Annotated in this window: 12 protein-coding genes and 1 pseudogene; 6 read left to right on the forward strand and 7 right to left on the reverse strand. The window is 42.1% G+C overall.

The window, feature by feature from the left end; genetic code table 11:
* Positions 1 to 80 precede the first annotated feature (80 nt).
* On the forward strand, positions 81 to 1,283 hold the full coding sequence (locus MKY11_RS09625; RefSeq protein WP_342502101.1) for a nitrate/nitrite transporter: 1,203 nt from the start codon (positions 81 to 83) through the stop codon (positions 1,281 to 1,283).
* A 63-nt stretch (positions 1,284 to 1,346) separates the two neighbouring features.
* Here MKY11_RS09625 and gltD read toward each other — a convergent pair whose 3' ends face one another.
* On the reverse strand, positions 1,347 to 2,831 hold the full coding sequence (gene gltD / locus MKY11_RS09630; protein ID WP_008346585.1) for a glutamate synthase small subunit: 1,485 nt from the start codon (positions 2,829 to 2,831) through the stop codon (positions 1,347 to 1,349).
* Between the two features lie 16 nt (positions 2,832 to 2,847).
* Positions 2,848 to 7,419, reverse strand: coding sequence for a glutamate synthase large subunit (gltB, locus tag MKY11_RS09635; RefSeq protein WP_259254494.1), 4,572 nt, complete (start codon positions 7,417 to 7,419; stop codon positions 2,848 to 2,850).
* 153 nt (positions 7,420 to 7,572) lie between these two features.
* Between gltB and MKY11_RS09640 the strand changes: the two genes are divergently transcribed.
* The 3 genes from MKY11_RS09640 (at position 7,573) to MKY11_RS09650 (ending at position 12,129) form a co-directional block, all read left to right on the forward strand.
* On the forward strand, positions 7,573 to 8,475 hold the full coding sequence (locus MKY11_RS09640; protein WP_024718330.1) for a LysR family transcriptional regulator: 903 nt from the start codon (positions 7,573 to 7,575) through the stop codon (positions 8,473 to 8,475).
* 94 nt (positions 8,476 to 8,569) lie between these two features.
* Positions 8,570 to 10,303 (forward strand): ABC transporter ATP-binding protein, encoded by a 1,734-nt coding sequence (locus MKY11_RS09645; RefSeq protein ID WP_041507104.1) that lies wholly within the window; start codon positions 8,570 to 8,572, stop codon positions 10,301 to 10,303.
* Positions 10,300 to 12,129: an ABC transporter ATP-binding protein gene (locus tag MKY11_RS09650; RefSeq protein ID WP_335350693.1), complete on the forward strand. Its 1,830-nt coding sequence runs from the start codon at positions 10,300 to 10,302 to the stop codon at positions 12,127 to 12,129. The genes MKY11_RS09645 and MKY11_RS09650 overlap by 4 nt, the downstream gene beginning before the upstream one ends.
* A 60-nt stretch (positions 12,130 to 12,189) precedes the next feature.
* Here MKY11_RS09650 and MKY11_RS09655 read toward each other — a convergent pair whose 3' ends face one another.
* Positions 12,190 to 13,011, reverse strand: a complete 822-nt coding sequence (locus tag MKY11_RS09655; protein ID WP_017367416.1) for a MerR family transcriptional regulator — start codon at positions 13,009 to 13,011, stop codon at positions 12,190 to 12,192.
* A gap of 88 nt (positions 13,012 to 13,099) precedes the next feature.
* On the opposite strand from MKY11_RS09655, the gene MKY11_RS09660 reads away from it, so the two are divergent.
* Together MKY11_RS09660 and MKY11_RS09665 are read left to right on the forward strand one after the other, a co-directional pair.
* Positions 13,100 to 13,669 (forward strand): GNAT family N-acetyltransferase, encoded by a 570-nt coding sequence (locus MKY11_RS09660; RefSeq protein WP_342501367.1) that lies wholly within the window; start codon positions 13,100 to 13,102, stop codon positions 13,667 to 13,669.
* 54 nt (positions 13,670 to 13,723) lie between these two features.
* Positions 13,724 to 14,017 (forward strand): annotated as a pseudogene (locus tag MKY11_RS09665) (IS5/IS1182 family transposase); the annotation flags it as partial.
* Positions 14,018 to 14,070: 53 nt separating this feature from the next.
* On the opposite strand, the gene MKY11_RS09670 reads toward MKY11_RS09665, so the two are convergent.
* The 4 genes from MKY11_RS09670 to proC all read right to left on the reverse strand — a co-directional run bounded on the left by MKY11_RS09670 (position 14,071) and on the right by proC (position 17,998).
* Positions 14,071 to 14,634: a GNAT family protein gene (locus tag MKY11_RS09670; protein WP_178896681.1), complete on the reverse strand. Its 564-nt coding sequence runs from the start codon at positions 14,632 to 14,634 to the stop codon at positions 14,071 to 14,073.
* An 85-nt stretch (positions 14,635 to 14,719) separates the two neighbouring features.
* Positions 14,720 to 15,988 carry a glutamate-5-semialdehyde dehydrogenase gene (locus MKY11_RS09675; RefSeq protein WP_335352415.1) on the reverse strand — a complete coding sequence of 423 codons (1,269 nt, stop codon included), beginning with the start codon at positions 15,986 to 15,988 and terminating at the stop codon, positions 14,720 to 14,722.
* Positions 15,989 to 16,006: 18 nt separating this feature from the next.
* Positions 16,007 to 17,125, reverse strand: a complete 1,119-nt coding sequence (proB, locus tag MKY11_RS09680) for a glutamate 5-kinase (protein WP_058336759.1) — start codon at positions 17,123 to 17,125, stop codon at positions 16,007 to 16,009.
* A gap of 27 nt (positions 17,126 to 17,152) precedes the next feature.
* Complete coding sequence (gene proC, locus MKY11_RS09685) at positions 17,153 to 17,998, reverse strand: pyrroline-5-carboxylate reductase (RefSeq protein ID WP_082136060.1); 846 nt, start codon at positions 17,996 to 17,998, stop codon at positions 17,153 to 17,155.
* Positions 17,999 to 18,281 lie beyond the last annotated feature (283 nt).

An 18,281-nucleotide genomic window follows, 5' to 3' on the forward strand; every position in this document is an offset into this window, starting at 1 on the left:
TTTTTCTAACACAATACTTCCATTCCTTCTATCAACTCGCTATCTTTAAGTCAGAAAATTCAAAATAAAGGAGGGGTTTTGTGAAACTCTCAGAATTGACTTCTAGTGGTCATCCTAAGACATTGTTTGGTTCATTTTTATATTTTGACGTGAGTTTCATGATTTGGGTTTTACTGGGGGCACTCGGTGCTTTTATTGCACAAGATTTTGCCTTATCGACAATAGAAAAAGGCATGATTGTAGCCATTCCGATTTTATCGGGATCTTTTTTTCGAATTGTGCTAGGCCTATTAACAGACCGAATGGGACCTAAAAAAACAGCGATGATGGGCATGATTTTGACCACCATTCCGCTCATATGGGGGTTTTTCGGTGGTACAACCCTTTCAGAGCTAGTACTGATCGGGATTTTATTAGGGGTTGCAGGTGCGAGTTTTGCGGTCGCTTTACCGATGGCAAGCCGCTGGTATCCTCCTCATTTACAAGGGATAGCGATGGGAATTGCCGGCGCCGGAAACAGCGGAACACTGATCTCGACACTCTTTGGACCAAGGCTTGCGGAGGTGTATGGCTGGCATACAGTGATGGGGCTCGCTCTTATTCCTTTAAGTTTCGTCTTTTTGTTTTTTATTTTCACAGCAAAAGATGCACCAAACCAGCCCGCCCCTCAGCCGCTTCGGTCCTATTTTTCAGTCTTTCAAGTGAAAACAACGTGGTTTTTCTGCCTGCTTTATGCGATTACATTCGGTGGTTTTGTCGGCCTTTCAAGTTTCTTGAGTATTTTCTTTGTGGACCAATATGCGATTTCAAAAATTCATGCCGGTGATTTTGTGACGCTTTGTGTGGCGGCAGGCAGCTTCTTTCGGCCAGTTGGCGGTTTGATCGCCGATAAAATTGGCGGGATGAAAGTACTGCTCGGTTTATTTGCTTTGATTGGTATCTGTTTAGGGGCAGTGAGTAGTCTACCTGCTTTACCAGTGGTCATTGCGCTTTTATTTGTCGGAATGATGTGTCTCGGTATGGGAAATGGAGCTGTTTTCCAGCTTGTCCCGCAAGTGTTTCATAAGGAAATTGGGATTGTGACTGGAATTGTAGGGGCTGCAGGAGGCATTGGGGGATTCTTTTTACCAAACGTTCTTGGCAGTTTAAAAGAAATGACGGGCTCCTATACGTTTGGTTTTTTGACCATTTCTCTTTTTGTTCTTGCTGTCTTCCTCTGTTTGGTTGTATCCCAGTTCAAACGTAAAAAAGTCATTATCCAGCCAACCATGTCTGAATCATAAAAAGCCATGACCACTCTTTGGTCATGGCTTTTCTCTATATATGGTAAACACCCTTTGTTTGACCTATTTTGGCAGAACCGAACTCCCCATTAAATAACGGTCTACCTCATGTGCCACTTGTCTGCCTTCGTTAATCGCCCAGACAATCAAGCTTTGACCGCGTCTTGCATCTCCCGCTGCAAATACGCCTTCTACATTCGTTGTATATTCCCCATATTTTGCGTCAATCCGATTGTTTTTGCTGTCCACGCCAAAGTGTTTCACTAGTGGCTGTTCAGTTCCCTCAAAACCAATCGCAATAAAGACTAGCTGAGCTGGCCATACCTTCTCTGTTCCTGGAATCTCATGAAATTCAAACTTCCCTTGCTCGTTTTTCACCTTTTCCATTTGAATGGTATGAAGCTCTTTTAACTTCCCATTTTTATCAGCCACAATCTTTGTGGTTTGAATCGAATATTGGCGCGGGTCTTCTCCAAATTTTGCTTGTGCTTCTTCGTAAGCATAATCTAGAGAGAAGACATAAGGCTGTTCTGGCCACATGTTATCCCCTACACGTGTATCTGGAAGCTTTGGATGCTTTCCGAATTGAACAACACTTTTTGCTTTTTGGCGAAGTGCAGTTGCGACGCAGTCAGCGCCTGTATCTCCTCCGCCAATCACAATGACGTCTTTCCCTTTTGCGTCAATAAAGTTTTTATCTTTGAATCCTGAATCAAGCATACTTTTTGTTGCGAGTGTTAAATAATCCATTGCCAGGTGAATCCCTTTTGCTTCCCTGCCTTCAATTAACAGGTCACGCTGCTTTTGTGCACCTGTACAAAGGATGACCGCATCAAATTGCTCTTTCAGTTCATCAGCCGTGATATCCACACCAATTTCTGTATTGGTCACAAAGTCAATGCCTTCTTGTCTTAGTAGTTTAACTCTGCGCTCAACGACTTCTTTGTCGAGCTTCATATTCGGAATACCATAAGTGAGCAGTCCGCCTAGACGATCAGATCGTTCAAACACGGTTACAGCGTGTCCTGCCTGGTTTAGTTGGTCTGCACTTGCCAGTCCTGCTGGTCCTGATCCGACAATAGCAACCTTTTTCCCTGTACGACTTGAAGGAATTCTTGGTGTAATCCAGCCATTTTCAAAACCTTTATCAATGATCGTCCGTTCGATATTTTTAATCGATACTGCTGGATCATTGATCGCGACGGTACATGAGCCTTCACAAGGTGCTGGACATACTCTTCCAGTAAATTCAGGGAAATTGTTCGTTTTTTGTAGTCTTTCAAGCGCTTCTTTCCATCTGCCCCGGTAGACAAGGTCATTCCATTCTGGAATTAAATTGTAGATCGGGCAGCCAGAAACGCCGCCCCTGATCTCCATTCCAATTTGACAAAACGGTGTTCCGCAATCCATACATCTAGCACCCTGCTGTTTCAATACCTCATCTGTATAAGGAGCTGAATATTCTTTCCAGTCATTTTGACGAGTGAGAGGGTCACGTTCATTTGGCTTTTCTCTTTTATAATCCATAAAACCTGTTGCTTTGCCCATTGTCCTCTCCCCTTTCTTAATGAGCGACGGCTGCTTTTTGCCCGTTTGCCGTTTCTTTATTTTTCGGTTTTGTGTTTGCTTCAAATGCGAACATAACAGCTTCCTCGTGGCTGAGGCCTGCTTGTTTTTGTTCCTCAATGCTTTGAAGCATCATTTTATAATTTCTTGGAATGATCTTAATGAAATGATTCTTTTCTTGTGCCCAATTCTCTAGAAGCGCTGCTGCTTTTGAGCTGTTTGTATAATCAAGGTGTTCCTGAATCATTTGCTTCACTTCTTGTTCTTCTTCGTGATCTGTGAGTTTTTCAAACATGATCATTTCCATGTTACACATTCTTTTGAACTGTTTTGCATCGGATGTATGCACGTAAGCGATACCGCCAGACATCCCTGCGCCAAAGTTCTTCCCAACGTCACCTAAAATGACAACACGTCCGCCAGTCATGTATTCACAGCCGTGATCACCGATTCCTTCAACGACCACATTGACACCTGAATTACGAACGGCAAATCGTTCACCTGCACGACCGTTAATATACGCTTTTCCGCTTGTCGCGCCGTAAAATGCAACGTTACCGACAATCACGTTCTCATGTCCATTTTGTACAAAGTGATCAGATGTTTTGACAGCAATTTTGCCTCCAGAGAGTCCTTTGCCGATATAGTCATTTGAGTCACCTGTTAAATATAAAGACATCCCCTTTGGAACAAATGCGCCGAAGCTTTGTCCAGCTGAACCAGTGAACCGAAGTGTGATCGTATCCTCTGGCAGACCTTCTTCTCCGTAGCGCTTAGACACTTCACTGCCCGTAATCGTTCCAGCTACACGGTGAATGTTGCGAATGTTTAGTGACAGATCAACTGGTGTTTGATGATCGAGCGCTTCCTGTACATAAGGGAGAATCTCATTCATATCCAGTGATTCATCAATTTTATGATTTTGCGGCGTTCTGAATGTGCGTGCTCCCTCTGGCTGATATAGCAGGGTTTCAAGGTTCAGCTGTCCTGCTTTCCAGTGTGCTTTTGCTCTTTCACTTACTGATAAAACATCCGTACGCCCTATCAATTCATCCATTGATGTAAAGCCAAGTTCAGCTAAAATTTCTCTTACTTCCTCTGCAATAAACATCATGAAGTTGACAATGTGATCAGGGTCACCCATGAATTTTTTGCGAAGTTCTGGGTTTTGAGTAGCGACTCCGACTGGGCAAGTATCTAAATGACATGCTCTCATCATGACGCATCCTAATACGACAAGTGGAGCTGTCGCAAAGCCGTATTCTTCTGCTCCTAAAATCGCAGCCATGACAACGTCGCGTCCTGTCATTAATTTGCCATCCGTTTCAAGAACGACTCGCTCTCGAAGGCCGTTTAAGACAAGGGTTTGATGCGCTTCTGCCAATCCAAGCTCCCAAGGAAGTCCTGTATGTTTAATACTTGTTTTCGGAGAAGCTCCAGTACCGCCATCATATCCACTAATTACGATGACATCCGCTGTCCCTTTTGCGACACCTGCTGCAATCGTACCAACGCCAGCTTTAGAAACTAGCTTGACACTGATGCGTGCATCACGGTTTGCGTTTTTCAAATCATGGATCAATTGAGCCAAATCCTCGATTGAATAAATATCATGGTGAGGCGGTGGTGAGATTAGGCCAACACCTGGCGTAGAACCACGTACGTCTGCGACCCAAGGATATACTTTATTTCCTGGCAGCTGTCCGCCTTCTCCCGGCTTTGCACCTTGCGCCATTTTAATTTGCAGTTCATCTGCATTGACTAAATAATGACTTTTCACGCCAAAGCGGCCAGAAGCAATCTGTTTAATCGCACTTCTGCGATCATCCCCGTGCTCATCTACTGTGAAGCGTGCAGGGTCTTCCCCGCCTTCTCCGCTGTTGCTTTTGCCGCCAATTCGGTTCATCGCAATCGCTAGTGCTTCATGCGCTTCTTTACTTAGTGAACCAAATGACATCGCACCTGTCTTAAAGCGGCGTACAATGGATTCAGCAGATTCAACTTCTTCTAGACGAACTGGCTTTTGTTTTGAACGAAAAGCAAATAGATTTCTAAGGAAACCAATTCGTTCTTCATCCGCCGCCTTCGTATATTGCTTAAATAGATCATAATCTTCGTTGCGGCATGCCCACTGAAGGGTATGAATGGTTTTTGGATTAAAGGCATGATGCTCTCCATTTTTTCTCCACTGGAACTCACTGCCTGATTCTAGCGTTTGATCAGTTGATGCCTGATACCCAGCCTCATGACGAAGCTTTGCTTCACTTGCAATGGTGTCAAGATCAATACCGCCTAGCTGAGAAGCTGTTCCTGTGAAATACGCCTGGATGACATCTTCACTAATGCCGACTGCTTCAAAAATTTGTGCGCCTCGATAGCTTTGGACAGTGGAAATTCCCACTTTAGACATTACTTTAACTACGCCCTCAGTCACACTTTTCCCAAACTTTGTGACAGCTTCATCAAAGCTAATCGCAATCGCTTCTTCAGCAATAAGCTGTTTGTATGTTTCGTAAACGAGGTACGGATGGATCGCATCTGCACCGTAGCCAATCAGTGCCGCAAAATGATGAACCTCTCTTACTTCTCCAGATTCGACGATTAAGCTCACCTTTGTTCGTAAGCCTTGACGCACAAGATGCTGATGAAGTGCACTCAATGCAAGAAGTGGTGGAATCGGCACTTTTTCTTCCGTCATGTCACGATCGGAAAGAATTAGTAAAGATACCCCTTCACGAATGGCTTTTTCTGCCTCTTCAAACATCGCATCAAGACCACGTTTTAGGTCATCAGTGAAAAGTGTATGAATCGTTTTGCTTTTAAAGGCGTTATGAACAATCGTTTTCAAGCCGTTGAACTGCCCGCTTGTTAAAACAGGTGTATAAAGTTTAATTCTTCGGCATGAATATTCATTTGGATGTAAAATATCTCCCTCAGCACCTAACCAAGTCATGGTCGATGTAACGAGCTGCTCACGAATGGCATCAATTGGCGGGTTCGTGACTTGAGCAAACAGCTGTTTAAAATAAGAAAACAGCGACTGCGCACGATCTGATAACACAGCAAGCGGTGTATCACTTCCCATTGAGCCGATTGGGTCCTTGCCTTCTTCTAGTAAAGGAATTAAATATTTTTGAATGTCTTCGTACGTATAATGGAAAGCACGCTGACGTGTTAACAAATCACTCATTATACTAGAATTTTCTGAATTTTCTTCAGAGCGATTGACGTGAACCATTTCTTCATCGAGCCATTTTTGATAAGGAAGTTCATTCGCAATCGAAGATTTCACTTCTTCATCAGAAATAATGCGTCCTTCTTCTAAATCGATTAACAGCATTTTACCTGGTTCAAGACGGTCTTTATACTTCACATCTTCTTCATTTGTGTCGATGACGCCGACCTCAGATGAGAAAATGATATGATCGTCATTTGTTACGTAGTATCTCGCAGGTCTTAATCCGTTCCGATCTAAGATGGCGCCGATTTGTTTACCATCCGTAAACGAAATCGCTGTCGGGCCATCCCACGGCTCCATTAACGAACTATGATATTCATAAAATGCCCGTTTCTCTTTAGACATGTGCGTATTCTCCGTCCACGGCTCAGGAATCAGCATCATCGCTGTATGAGCAGGAGTACGCCCTGCAAGCACGAAAAATTCAAAGGCATTGTCTAAAATGGATGAATCACTTCCGTCTGCATTCAGCACTGGCAAAATCTTGTCTAGATCTTCTCCGAAGGCTTCAGACACAAATTGTTGTTCTCTTGCTCTCATCCAATTGATGTTTCCTCTTAATGTGTTGATTTCTCCGTTATGAATTAAGTAACGGTTTGGATGCGCTCGTTCCCATGTCGGGAATGTATTTGTACTAAATCTTGAATGAACGAGTGAAAATGCAGAAACAAATGTTTCATCCTGTAGATCAAGATAAAAAGCATCAACTTGATCTGATGTTAAAAGCCCCTTATATACAATGGTTTGACTAGACAGACTGACAAAGTAAAATTGTTTTTCTTCTGCTGTTCCCCAGTTTTCAGCCTGCTTACGGATGACGTATAATTTTCGTTCAAATGACAAACGGTCTGTTACGTTGTCGTTTGCTCCGATGAACACTTGCCGGACAACCGGACAGCTCTTCGCTGCAACCGTTCCAATTTTCCCAGCATCAACAGGGACCGTTCTCCAGCCAATTAATGTTTGCCCTTCTTGTTTAATGAAGCCGTTGATCTTTTGTTCGATCGCTTGACGCGTTTTGGCATCATCATCTTTTGAAAAGAACACCATTCCTACCCCGTAACGGCCCTTTTCAGGAAGTGCAAAGTCTTGGCAGTTCTTTCTAAAAAAAGCGTCTGGCAGTTGTACCATTAATCCGGCACCATCACCTGTATACGGATCACTGCCTTGCCCGCCGCGGTGATCAAGCTGGCACAGCATTTGCAATCCCTTTTTGACGATGCTATGTGTCGCCTCCCCTTTTAAATGGGCGTACAGTCCGATTCCACATGCATCATGTTCAAATTCAGGACGGTAGAGACCTTGTGGTTGTGGTAGTTGATTATAAGTCATCGTTTCTCTCCCCCGTTTAAAAGATCCGTTTTTTCACAGTAATAAAATCTCACAAACTCTGTAACTTATTTTAAGTTTTCAAATTAATATAAACAATATATAATTTAGATCAAAACAATCTCTTTTTGAGATAGATGGGTGTGAAGTGCAAAAATGGAGCTTCGTCAATTACGTTATTTTGTAGAAGTTGCTGACCGTGAACACGTGTCAGAAGCGGCTGAAAACTTACACGTTGCCCAATCTGCCATCAGCCGGCAGATTGCCAATTTAGAAGAAGAACTTGGAGTGGCTTTATTCGAACGAGAAGGACGAAATATCAAATTAACGAAAATCGGCAGACAATTTTTGGACCATGTCAGAACCGCCCTAAAAGCGATAGATTACGCCAAAGAACAAATTGATGAATACTTAGACCCCCACAAAGGGACAGTGAACATTGGATTTCCTACAAGTCTAGCAAGCCAAGTGCTCCCTTCTGTCATTTCCGCATTTAAGCTGGAATATCCAGAGGTCGATTTTTTACTTCGTCAAGGTTCCTATAAATTTCTGATTGAAGCTGTCAAAAATCGAGACATTGATCTTGCCTTTTTAGGACCCGTCCCGACAAACGATCCTCAAATAGAAGGAAATATCTTGTTTTCCGAAAGCATTTATGCCCTTTTACCTATTAGTCACCCCTTTAGCGGGCAAAGAAGTATTCATTTAAGTGATTTGAGAAAAGACCATTTCGTTTTATTTCCTGAAGGATATGTGCTGAGACAAATTGCGGTTGATGCCTGTAAGCAGGCTGGCTATGAGCCTACTATCTCATCTGAAGGAGAAGATTTGGATGCCATTAAAGGTCTTGTGTCAGCGGGTATGGGCGTTACCTTATTACCCGAAAGTGCTTTTTATGAAACAACACCGCGATTTACAGTGAAAATTCCCATTGATTTCCCTCAAGTGAGAAGAACGGTCGGAATTATTGCTTCTAAATCGAGAGAGATGTCTCCTTCTGCCCATGATTTTTATATGTTTGTAAAGGACTTCTTTTCAAAAATTGAACAATATAAATAATTCATTAAAACAAGACATTTCATTTGTAGAAATAATCCCTCTTTGTATATGATGAGTTACAGAACAACAGACTATATGGAAGAAAGGTAATCGTATGAAATCAATTTTATCGTTTTTAAAGCCCTATCGGCTATCAGTTGTGTCCATTGTGATTCTCACCTTTTTAAGCAGTATGCTCCAGCTGTATTTACCGACGCTTACGGCAGATATCGTTGATGTCGGGATCGTCCAAGGAGATGTCGCTTATATATGGAAGGTTGGGGGCTGGATGGTGGCTTGTTCTTTACTTGCCATCTTGCTCACGATTTGGAAGTCCTACTTGTCATCTAAGACAGCTCTAGGCTTCGGGCGTGATATGAGAAGACAGCTGTTTGTGCATGTCGAACAATTTTCATTAGAAGAATTTCAAAAAATCGGGACATCTTCCTTTATTACAAGATCAACAAATGATGTGAAACAAGTTCAAGATGTCACGATCATGATCTTACAAATGATGACACGGGCGCCTCTTATGCTCGTTGGTGGAATTATTTTGGCTGTATCTAGAGATGCTGTGTTATCTCTCATCTTTTTAGCAGCTCTTCCCCTTCTTGGCGGGTTCATTTATTTGGTGTCAAGAAAAGCAATCCCCCTCTTTGGCCAGCTTCAGAAAAAAACGGACCGGCTGAACTTGATTATGAGAGAGTCGCTTTCAGGCATTCGGGTCATTCGTGCGTTTAACCGAGTAGATGACGAAAAGGAACGTTTTCAAGAAGCCAATACATCGTATAAGGATACTGGCCTTAAGGTCAATCGATTAATGGCGTACTTGTTCCCTTTTATGCTCATTATCATGAACTTCACGAATATCGGCATTGTCTGGATTGGCGCTAATCGGATTGATGCCGGACAGATGGAAGTTGGGAATCTGATCGCCTTCATTCAATATGCGATGATGATTTTAATGGCACTCATTATGCTGTCTATGAGTTTTATTATGGTGCCTAGAGCTCAGGCATCAGCTAAACGGATGAATGAAGTGTTAAATCTAGAACCAAAAATTAAAGACAAAAAAGAAGCTGTCACTAAACTTGATCAGCCAGCCCAGTCCATTCGCTTTGAGAATGTGTCATTTTATTATTCAAATGCTGAAAAACCAGCCGTTCAAGACATGACGTTTGAAGCCAAAAAAGGTGAAACGACGGCGATCATCGGCAGTACAGGTTCCGGGAAAACGACCCTTCTTCAGCTGATGACACGTTTTTACGAGGCAACAGAAGGAAAAATTACATTAGATGGTGTCGATATTAGAGAATTGCCTCAAGAGAAACTGAGAAGTCAGATGGGTTATGTTTCTCAAAAAGCCATTTTATTTAGCGGAACCATTGCTGATAATGTGCGCTTTGGCAAACGAGATGCTACAGATGACGAGATTTGGCAGGCACTGCGGACAGCACAGGCCGAAGAATTTGTTTTGCAAAAAGATGGCGGAATTCACGCAGAGATAGACCAAGGGGGTTCGAATCTCTCTGGCGGTCAAAAACAACGTCTTTCGATCGCAAGAGCACTCGTAAGAAAACCCGCATTCTACCTGTTTGACGATAGCTTCTCTGCCCTTGATTACAAAACGGATGCAAAACTTCGGTCAGCGCTAGAAGCTGAAAAAGAACATGCTGCTTTGATTATTGTGGCCCAAAGAATCAGCACAGTGAAGCATAGCGATAAAATCATTGTGTTAGATGATGGAAAAATAGCAGGTATCGGTACACATGAACAGTTACTGAAAGATAACCTTGTCTATCAAGAGATAGTCGCATCACAGGAAGGTCAGGAGGTGGAGCAAGGATGAGTAAAAAAATGTCTACTGGAATGGGACATAAAGGCGGTCACCCAAGGGGCCCAGTACAAAAACCGAAGGAATTTAAAAAAACACTTCTTCGTTTAACGGGCTATTTAAAACCGAGGAAATTTCAGCTGATCATTGTCCTGATTGCAGCGATCGGTTCAACCGTTTTTAATGTCGTCAGTCCAAAATTACTTGGGGATGCCACCTCTTCCCTATTTGAAAGTTTTACACAAGGAACTGGCGTTCAATTCGATGTCATTTCACGCATTTTATTGCTGCTTGTTCTATTATATGTCGTAGCATCTCTCTTCTCATTCGTGCAGCAATATGTGATGGCGGGTGTCTCGCAGCAGACCATTGCTGAATTAAGGCAAGAAGCAAATGACAAGCTCACACGTCTCCCCCTTCGTTATTTTGATAAAACAACACACGGAGACACGCTGAGCCGGGTGATGAACGACATTGATAATATTAATACTTCTTTACAGCAGGCACTCACGCAAGTGATCACATCTGTCATTACAGTCATTGGAATTGTCGTCATGATGCTTTTCATCAGTCCGCTACTGACGCTGCTTGTTTGTTTGACGCTGCCTCTTAGTTTGTTTGCGATTCGAGGCATTACATCATTTTCGCAAAAGCATTTTAAAGCACAGCAAAAAGAACTAGGGATGATCAATGGACATATTAATGAAATGTTCACAGGACATCAGACGGTTCGTGCGTATGGCTATGAAAAGAAAGCCATTGATACATTTGATCAATTAAACGAACAACTATATGAATCTTCAAGAAAAGCACAATTTATCTCCGGCTTAATGATGCCGATGATGACCTTTATTGGGAATCTTGGCTATGTGGCGGTAAGTGTTGCTGGCGGAATTCTTGTCATTAATGGGAATATTCGTGTTGGGGATGTGCAAGCATTTATCCAATACACACAGCAAATGTCGCAGCCGCTTGTGCAAGCATCCAGTGTTGCAAACTTAGTTCAATCTGCTATCGCTTCTGCTGAACGGGTGTTTGAAATTCTGGATGAAGAAGAAGAACATGCGCAAGAAGATGCAGCGATTGATCTTAAATCCCTTTCCGGAGATGTGGCCTTTGAGCACGTTCACTTCGGTTATGAGAAAGATCAACCCATTATTAAAGATTTGAATTTACAAGTCCGAGAAGGACAAACGGTGGCCATTGTTGGGCCAACAGGCGCTGGAAAAACAACGATTATTAATCTGTTAATGCGCTTTTACGAGCTAGATCAAGGCTCCATTCGCATTGGCGGCGTAAAAACCACCGACCTCAGCCGAGAGCAAGTGCGTGACTTATTTGCGATGGTTCTTCAGGATACATGGCTCTTTGAAGGCACAATTTATGACAACATCGCATATGGCAGACCAAATGTTTCAAAAGAGGATGTGTTGAAGGCCGCTAAACATGCCTATGCAGACGATTTCATCCGCACCCTTCCAGATGGATATGACACACTCTTAACAGAAGATGCCGGCAACCTCTCACAAGGTCAGCGTCAACTGTTAACCATCGCCCGTGCCATCTTATCTGATCCGAAGATATTAATCTTAGATGAAGCAACAAGCAGTGTCGATACACGGACAGAGATGCATATTCAAAAAGCGATGAATGAATTAATGAACGGCAGAACAAGCTTCGTCATTGCACATCGACTTTCAACGATTAAAGATGCCGATCTCATTTTAGTCATGAAAGATGGCACGATCATTGAAAAAGGAACTCATCGTGAGCTTTTGAAAGAAAAAGGCTTTTATGCAGACCTCTATATGAGTCAATTTGCCGAAAACCAAGTCGGTTAAACAACACCAAAAAGGATAGACAGCATGTAAAAAATGCCTGTCTATCCTTTTTGTTATGCCTTAAGCTTCCCGTTTTCTGACTTTCACACTAAGTTTCGTCATGTAATCCGCTTCATTTTTAGACATCAGAGAATGAAGTAAATACTCCTCAAAGACATCCCCATCCAGTATCATATCCTCTGCTTCGATTCGATCTAATAAACGTGAATAGGCAGTCTCCATCTCTTCATATGTTCCTTGTTGATACATGACTGCATATAGACCCGCTGGCTTTTTGACTGCATCCGGCCCTTCCATTCGGCAAAACAGCCTATCAGATTGATGATAATGACGCTGCAAAAACTGCTCCTTGTTTAAAACAGAACCATTTGCCGCGGCACCTTTAATACCAATCCCTTTCAGAAATTCTCCTACAATTCGAGAAATTTCTTCTATAGGTGTGTTTGAATCAATCGGGTTTGATGTACTGAGGACGATCGGTTCTTCTGGCAGTTCTTGAAACAAGACCTCCCCTGTTTTCACTGATGATAATTCATTCGTTGTCTCGATCACACGAAAAAGAAAAGATTGAATATCCTGTAGTTTTTGGATCTCCTCCCCGACCTTTTCTGCTTGCTCAACCGCAAGACTTTGCAATTTATCCTGAGAAGGCTCAGTAAAGTATTGTTTTAATTGCTTGATCGGAAATTGAACAGCACGAAGAGATTGAATGGCCATGAAATGATCAAACTGTTCAAATGTATAATAACGGTACCCATTTTCCTGAACACCTGCCGGCTTAAACAAATCGATCTTATCATAATAGAGCAGTGTATCTTTTTTCACTTCAAATAATGCCGCAAATTCTCCAGTTAAAAATGTTTTTTGAACATCGCTCATCATTTTTAGGGCTCCTTTCTTGACTATGGAGTTACTCCATCCTTTATGATAACATGCAGAAACACCACATATGTGGAGGAAGGATTTACACATGAACAAAATCACACAAGATCAAGTCACATTATCACTTGCAAATCAAGAAGACTTCCCTTTGATGAAAAAGGAACTGCAAGATGCTTTCACAGCTGGCATCATTGATGCATTTGGCGATGCAGAAGGTGGACCAATTCCTCCTGATGAGTCGATTGATGAATCTTTTTATTCAGCTGAGAACCTTGTCTATCATATTTTACTAAACGGTCAAAAAGCAGGAGGGGTTGTTTTAAAAATCAACCCTCTCACACACCGCAATTTGGTGGACCTATTATACATTTCTTCATCATCTCACAGCCGCGGCATTGGTCAGGCAGCATGGAAAGCCATTGAGGCGCAATATCCAGAAACGAAGGTGTGGGAAGTTGTCACTCCTTATTTTGAAAAGCGCAACATTCATTTTTATGTGAACAAATGCGGGTTTCAGATTGTTGAGTTTTATCACTTGCACCATCCAGATCCGAGCTTGCCTCATGAGAACGATCAAGAAAATGACCCTTTAGCGCCTGAGACATTTGAATTTTTCAAATTTGAGAAAGTCATGAAAAAAGACCGTTCAAGTTCATAAAAAACTCCCCCTCATATGGGGGAGTTTCAGCGTGTAGACAAAACCTCGCATTCGCCAAGAACAAAAGCTGGTTATTTGAAAAGAATGAATACGTGTATGATGCATATTTTGATTGTTACATTTGCCCCAACGGGCATTATCGTACAACGACTAGAGAAGGCTATAAGCAATATGCGTCTGATTCAGAGATATGCAAGTCCTGCTCGTTTTTAGATAACTGTACACAAAGTCAATTGGACGAAACTTCGTGGACTCAAAAAAGTTTCAATATAGGCGATGCTTACTTTCGCTGCCATGAATCTCAAAAAGCTAGCAAACTGGACATGGAAAGGACCATGTCCAGCCTAAGTTAACAGATAAATTGTATTAAAATCAGTGAAAACCCCTCATCTGGGGAGTTTTTATTTTGATATAATGTGAGGCCTTTCATCCGTCGCAAGAATCGCAAACAAATAATGATCTTTCCACTCCCCATTGATTTTTACATTTTGTCTAGATAGACCTTCTTTTTGAAAACCTGCCTTTTCAAGTACTCGTATGGAACCTATATTATGAGGCTGAACACCTGCTTCAATTCTGTGAAGATCCAGCACATGAAATGCCTCATCTAGCATGAGGGCAATTGCTTCAGTTGTGTAGCCTTTTCCATTATGTTTTTGATCAAGTCCGTATCCAAGCCAGGCGCTTTGAAGAACATCTCTGACAACACCAGATAATGTGATTGTGCCAATGAGCTGATGTGACGCACGGTGGAAAATTCCTTTTGCATATGTTTCGTCTTTTTGGCGGCTTTGCTGAAATGTCTGAATTCGCTTCAATTGTTCGGGGATGGTGTAAAAATCCTCTTGTCTAAATGAAGTAAATGGCTGAAAGAACTCGCGATTTTCATATTCAAGTGTTGCCAGTGCTTCAGCATCGCTTTCTTTGAAATCTCTTAAATAGATCGATGTGTTGATCGTTTCCATGTCGTTCCCCCTTTTTTCTCTCTTCTTTTATCATACACTAAAAAACACTACCCCAAGGAGAAAGGTAGTGTTCTTTACATTCATTCTAGCTTCTAATCTGACCATCACCAGACAGAAGAAGCTTTGTTGTTGTCAGTGCAGGAAGTCCCATTGGCCCTCTTGCGTGCAGCTTTTGAGTAGAAATGCCAATTTCAGCGCCATATCCTAGTGCACCGCCATCTGTAAAACGTGTAGATGCGTTATGATAAACAGCGGCCGCATCGACTTCGTTTAGAAAGATTTGTGCGTTTTTTTCATCCTCTGTTACGATGGCTTCTGAATGTTTCGTTCCGTACTGATCAATGTGGTGAATGGCGTCCTCAATTGAGTCAACGACTTTCACCGCAAGATCAAGACTTAAATACTCATCTGTCCAATCCACTTCCTCCGCAGGAACCGCTTCGGAAAAGAAAGATTGAGCGTCTTGATCTCCATGCACAGTGACATGGTGCTGAAGGAGTGCTTCATTCAATGCTGCACCATTTTCTTTCAGCCAATCGCGATGAACGATCAGAGTCTCAAGCGCATTACAAACGGCCGGACGATTTGTTTTCGCATTGATGACAATCTGAATGGCTTTTTCTACATTCGCTGTTTGATCAATAAAGATATGGCAGTTCCCTGTCCCTGTTTCAAGAACTGGAATGGTCGATTCTTCTACAACTGTTTTGATTAAAGAAGCCCCGCCTCTCGGAATTAAAACATCAATCCACTCTTTTAGATGAAACATCGCTTGAACCGATGAACGGTCTGTTTGTTCAATAAACTGCACAGCATCACGAGGGATCTTTGTTTCATCCAATGCCTCATGAATGACGCGGACGATGGCTTTGTTGGAAGAAATAGCGGAGGAACCGCCTTTTAAAATCACTGAGTTGCCTGCCTTGAGGGCAAGCCCTGCTGCATCGACAGTGACATTCGGTCTCGCTTCATAGATCATCCCGATCACGCCGAGCGGTACTCTTCGGCTTTTCACATGTAAGCCGTTTTCAAGAGTCCATTCATCCAATATTTCTCCAACAGGATCTGTTAATCTCGTCACAAGCCGCAAACTTTCTGCAAACTCATGAATTCTCTCTTCATTTAACATTAATCGATCCATTAATGCTTCAGAGAAGCCCTTTTCTTTTCCTGCCTCTAAATCCTTTTGATTTTCCTGTAAAATAAAATCACTTTGCTGTTCGAGTGTTTCTGCTATTTTCAGCAGCGCCTCATTTTTTTCCTCTGTTTGAAGTAAACCTAGTTTTTTTGATACGTGCTTTGCTTTTTTCGCTTTTTCTTTGACCGATGTGACAACTTCAGCTGTCAGTGTCATGAAATTCCTCCCTTATGATTAGCAAACTGGTATTGATAAATCTAAATGACAAACAAACGCTTCAAGATCTACGACATGCACCACTTCATCCTGTAGCAAGTCACCGTTCAGTGCGAGTTCGTCGGACGCATAATTGACAATGCCAAGCCCTATTTCTCTTTCATCTTGATCTAAAATACGGACAACATCGCCTTTTTTAAACGAACCCTTTACATCGACTATGCCGTCAGAATCCAGACTTTTCTCACGATGCATGAGAAGCTCCTGTGTTTTCTCTCGAACAACGATTTCGCCTTTTGGGCCAGAATGAAAAGCAATCCACTGTTTTTTATAATTCAGCGGCGCTAAATTTTCGTCAGCTGTAAAATAAGTGCCGTCCTCTGTCCCGTTGATGGCTTTGTCTAAAATGTGAGGTGTATCGGCTTTTCCCAAAAAGCCATTGATGCCTGAGGCCATTGAAATTTTAAAGGCGTCGAGTTTTGATTTCATTCCGCCTGTGCCAACGCTGCTTCCCGCATCTCCAGCGGCTGCTTCGATGTCTTCTGTGATTTCTGTGACTTCTAGAATTCTCTTCGCATTCGGATTTGTATGAGGGTTATCTTCATACAAGCCGTCAATATCAGATAAAATAGCGAGGAAATCCGCATCAATCAGTCCAGCTACTTTTGCAGACAATGTATCATTATCTCCAAACTTCAACCGATTGATCGTCACTGTATCATTCTCATTAATAATCGGGATGATCCCTCGATCTAATAACACATTCATTGTATTTCGCACATTTTGATAGCGCGTTTCATCTGAAAAATCGCTTCTTGTAATTAATAGCTGTGAAGCAATATAACCGTGCGATAAAAATAAAGTAGAATATGACTCCATTAAAAGCCCTTGCCCTATTGAGGCAGACGCCTGTTTTTCTGGCAGTGTTTTCGGTCTATCAATAAATCCTAATTTTCGGTAACCAGCTGCAACCGCACCAGATGAGACCAAAATGACTTCGTGTCCTTCATCTTTGAGTTTTACAATTTGATTGACGAGGTTTTCTAGTTTTTTTAAACTAATCTCACCTTGAAAGCTAGTAAGAGAGCTGCTTCCGATTTTCACAACAATTCGTTTTCTCTCTTTATCTGCGTACACCTTATCACTCCTGTATTGAGGCTCTATTTATATCGTTACTTTTTGTTTTTGCTGTTCACTTATTTCTTTTGATCGATTGGCAGCATGTTTGACAGCCTGTTTGATGGCTTCTCCTCCGCCAAAATCATCTAATGCATCTAGTCCTGCAGCAGTTGTTCCATTAGGTGACGTAATTTTTTCTCTGAGGACAGAAGGATTTTCATCTGTTTCTTGCAGCATCTTCGCTGCACCGAGAAGTGTCTGTGTACCGATTTGACGGGACATTTCTTTTGATAAGCCAGCTTCTTCTCCAGCCTCTTCGATTCTTTCCATTAAGAAATAAAAATAAGCTGGACCACTTCCGGCAATTCCTGTGAAAATATCCATTTGCTCTTCCTGAATGGTATACACTTCTCCCATTTCAGATAAAAGAGCACGACTCATGCTTACATGTTCATTTTTCACATAACGTCCAGCAGATAAAGCGGTCGCCGACGCCCCAATCGTACTTGACGTATTTGGCATTACTCGCATAACAGGCTGCCCTTCATGCAGCATGTCTTCGATATACGATGATTTCACACCTGCAAGTACAGACAGGATGAGCTGATCTTTCTGAATATGAGGTTTTAATGATTCAAGTGCTGTTTCAGCATCCTTTGGCTTCATCGCCAGGATCAACATATCCATTTCTTCAAAAGGAAATGAATCCATTGTGGCTGTTTGGATTCCGTAGCGTTTCGTTAGTTCGTTTAATCGCTGCTTATTTTGCTTGTTTGTTGCGTAAATTTGGCTGAGCGGCATCTGACCTGATCGCACAATACCTGCAATCATTCCTTCCGCCATAGAACCTGCTCCAATGAAAGCAACTTTCTTTTGATCAATGATATTGATCCTCTCCCTTGTTCGCTTTTTGTTCGTGTTTTTCGCACGTAAGTTATCGTAACATGATGAGAAATCGTGTCAAGAAAGAGCCAGCGCTTTTCAAAAGTCCCGAATACACGCTGAACAGCTTGCGGTATGTATGTTAGCCGTGTTTTTTAAAATCATCAATTTAGATCAAAAGAACTATACAGATTTGAATCATAGTACCCTTTCGTTCGACTGAATTCACCATTTTATTTTTGGTTTCGGTGACTTCAATTCTAGTTTTTTAGAAAGCGCTATCATTTTGATG

It is taken from the genome of Bacillus sp. FSL W7-1085 (assembly GCF_038595035.1).
Lineage (GTDB): Bacteria > Bacillota > Bacilli > Bacillales > Bacillaceae > Bacillus > Bacillus altitudinis.

Bases quoted from the DNA above. Each gene is read 5' to 3' on its own strand.
- gltD (WP_008346585.1), bottom strand. From the start codon at position 2,831: ATGGGCAAAGCAACAGGTTTTATGGATTATAAAAGAGAAAAGCCAAAT.
- gltB (WP_259254494.1), bottom strand. From the start codon at position 7,419: ATGACTTATAATCAACTACCACAACCACAAGGTCTCTACCGTCCTGAA.
- MKY11_RS09640 (WP_024718330.1), top strand. From the start codon at position 7,573: ATGGAGCTTCGTCAATTACGTTATTTTGTAGAAGTTGCTGACCGTGAA.
- MKY11_RS09645 (WP_041507104.1), top strand. From the start codon at position 8,570: ATGAAATCAATTTTATCGTTTTTAAAGCCCTATCGGCTATCAGTTGTG.
- MKY11_RS09650 (WP_335350693.1), top strand. From the start codon at position 10,300: ATGAGTAAAAAAATGTCTACTGGAATGGGACATAAAGGCGGTCACCCA.
- MKY11_RS09655 (WP_017367416.1), bottom strand. From the start codon at position 13,011: ATGATGAGCGATGTTCAAAAAACATTTTTAACTGGAGAATTTGCGGCA.
- MKY11_RS09660 (WP_342501367.1), top strand. From the start codon at position 13,100: ATGAACAAAATCACACAAGATCAAGTCACATTATCACTTGCAAATCAA.
- MKY11_RS09670 (WP_178896681.1), bottom strand. From the start codon at position 14,634: ATGGAAACGATCAACACATCGATCTATTTAAGAGATTTCAAAGAAAGC.
- MKY11_RS09675 (WP_335352415.1), bottom strand. From the start codon at position 15,988: ATGACACTGACAGCTGAAGTTGTCACATCGGTCAAAGAAAAAGCGAAA.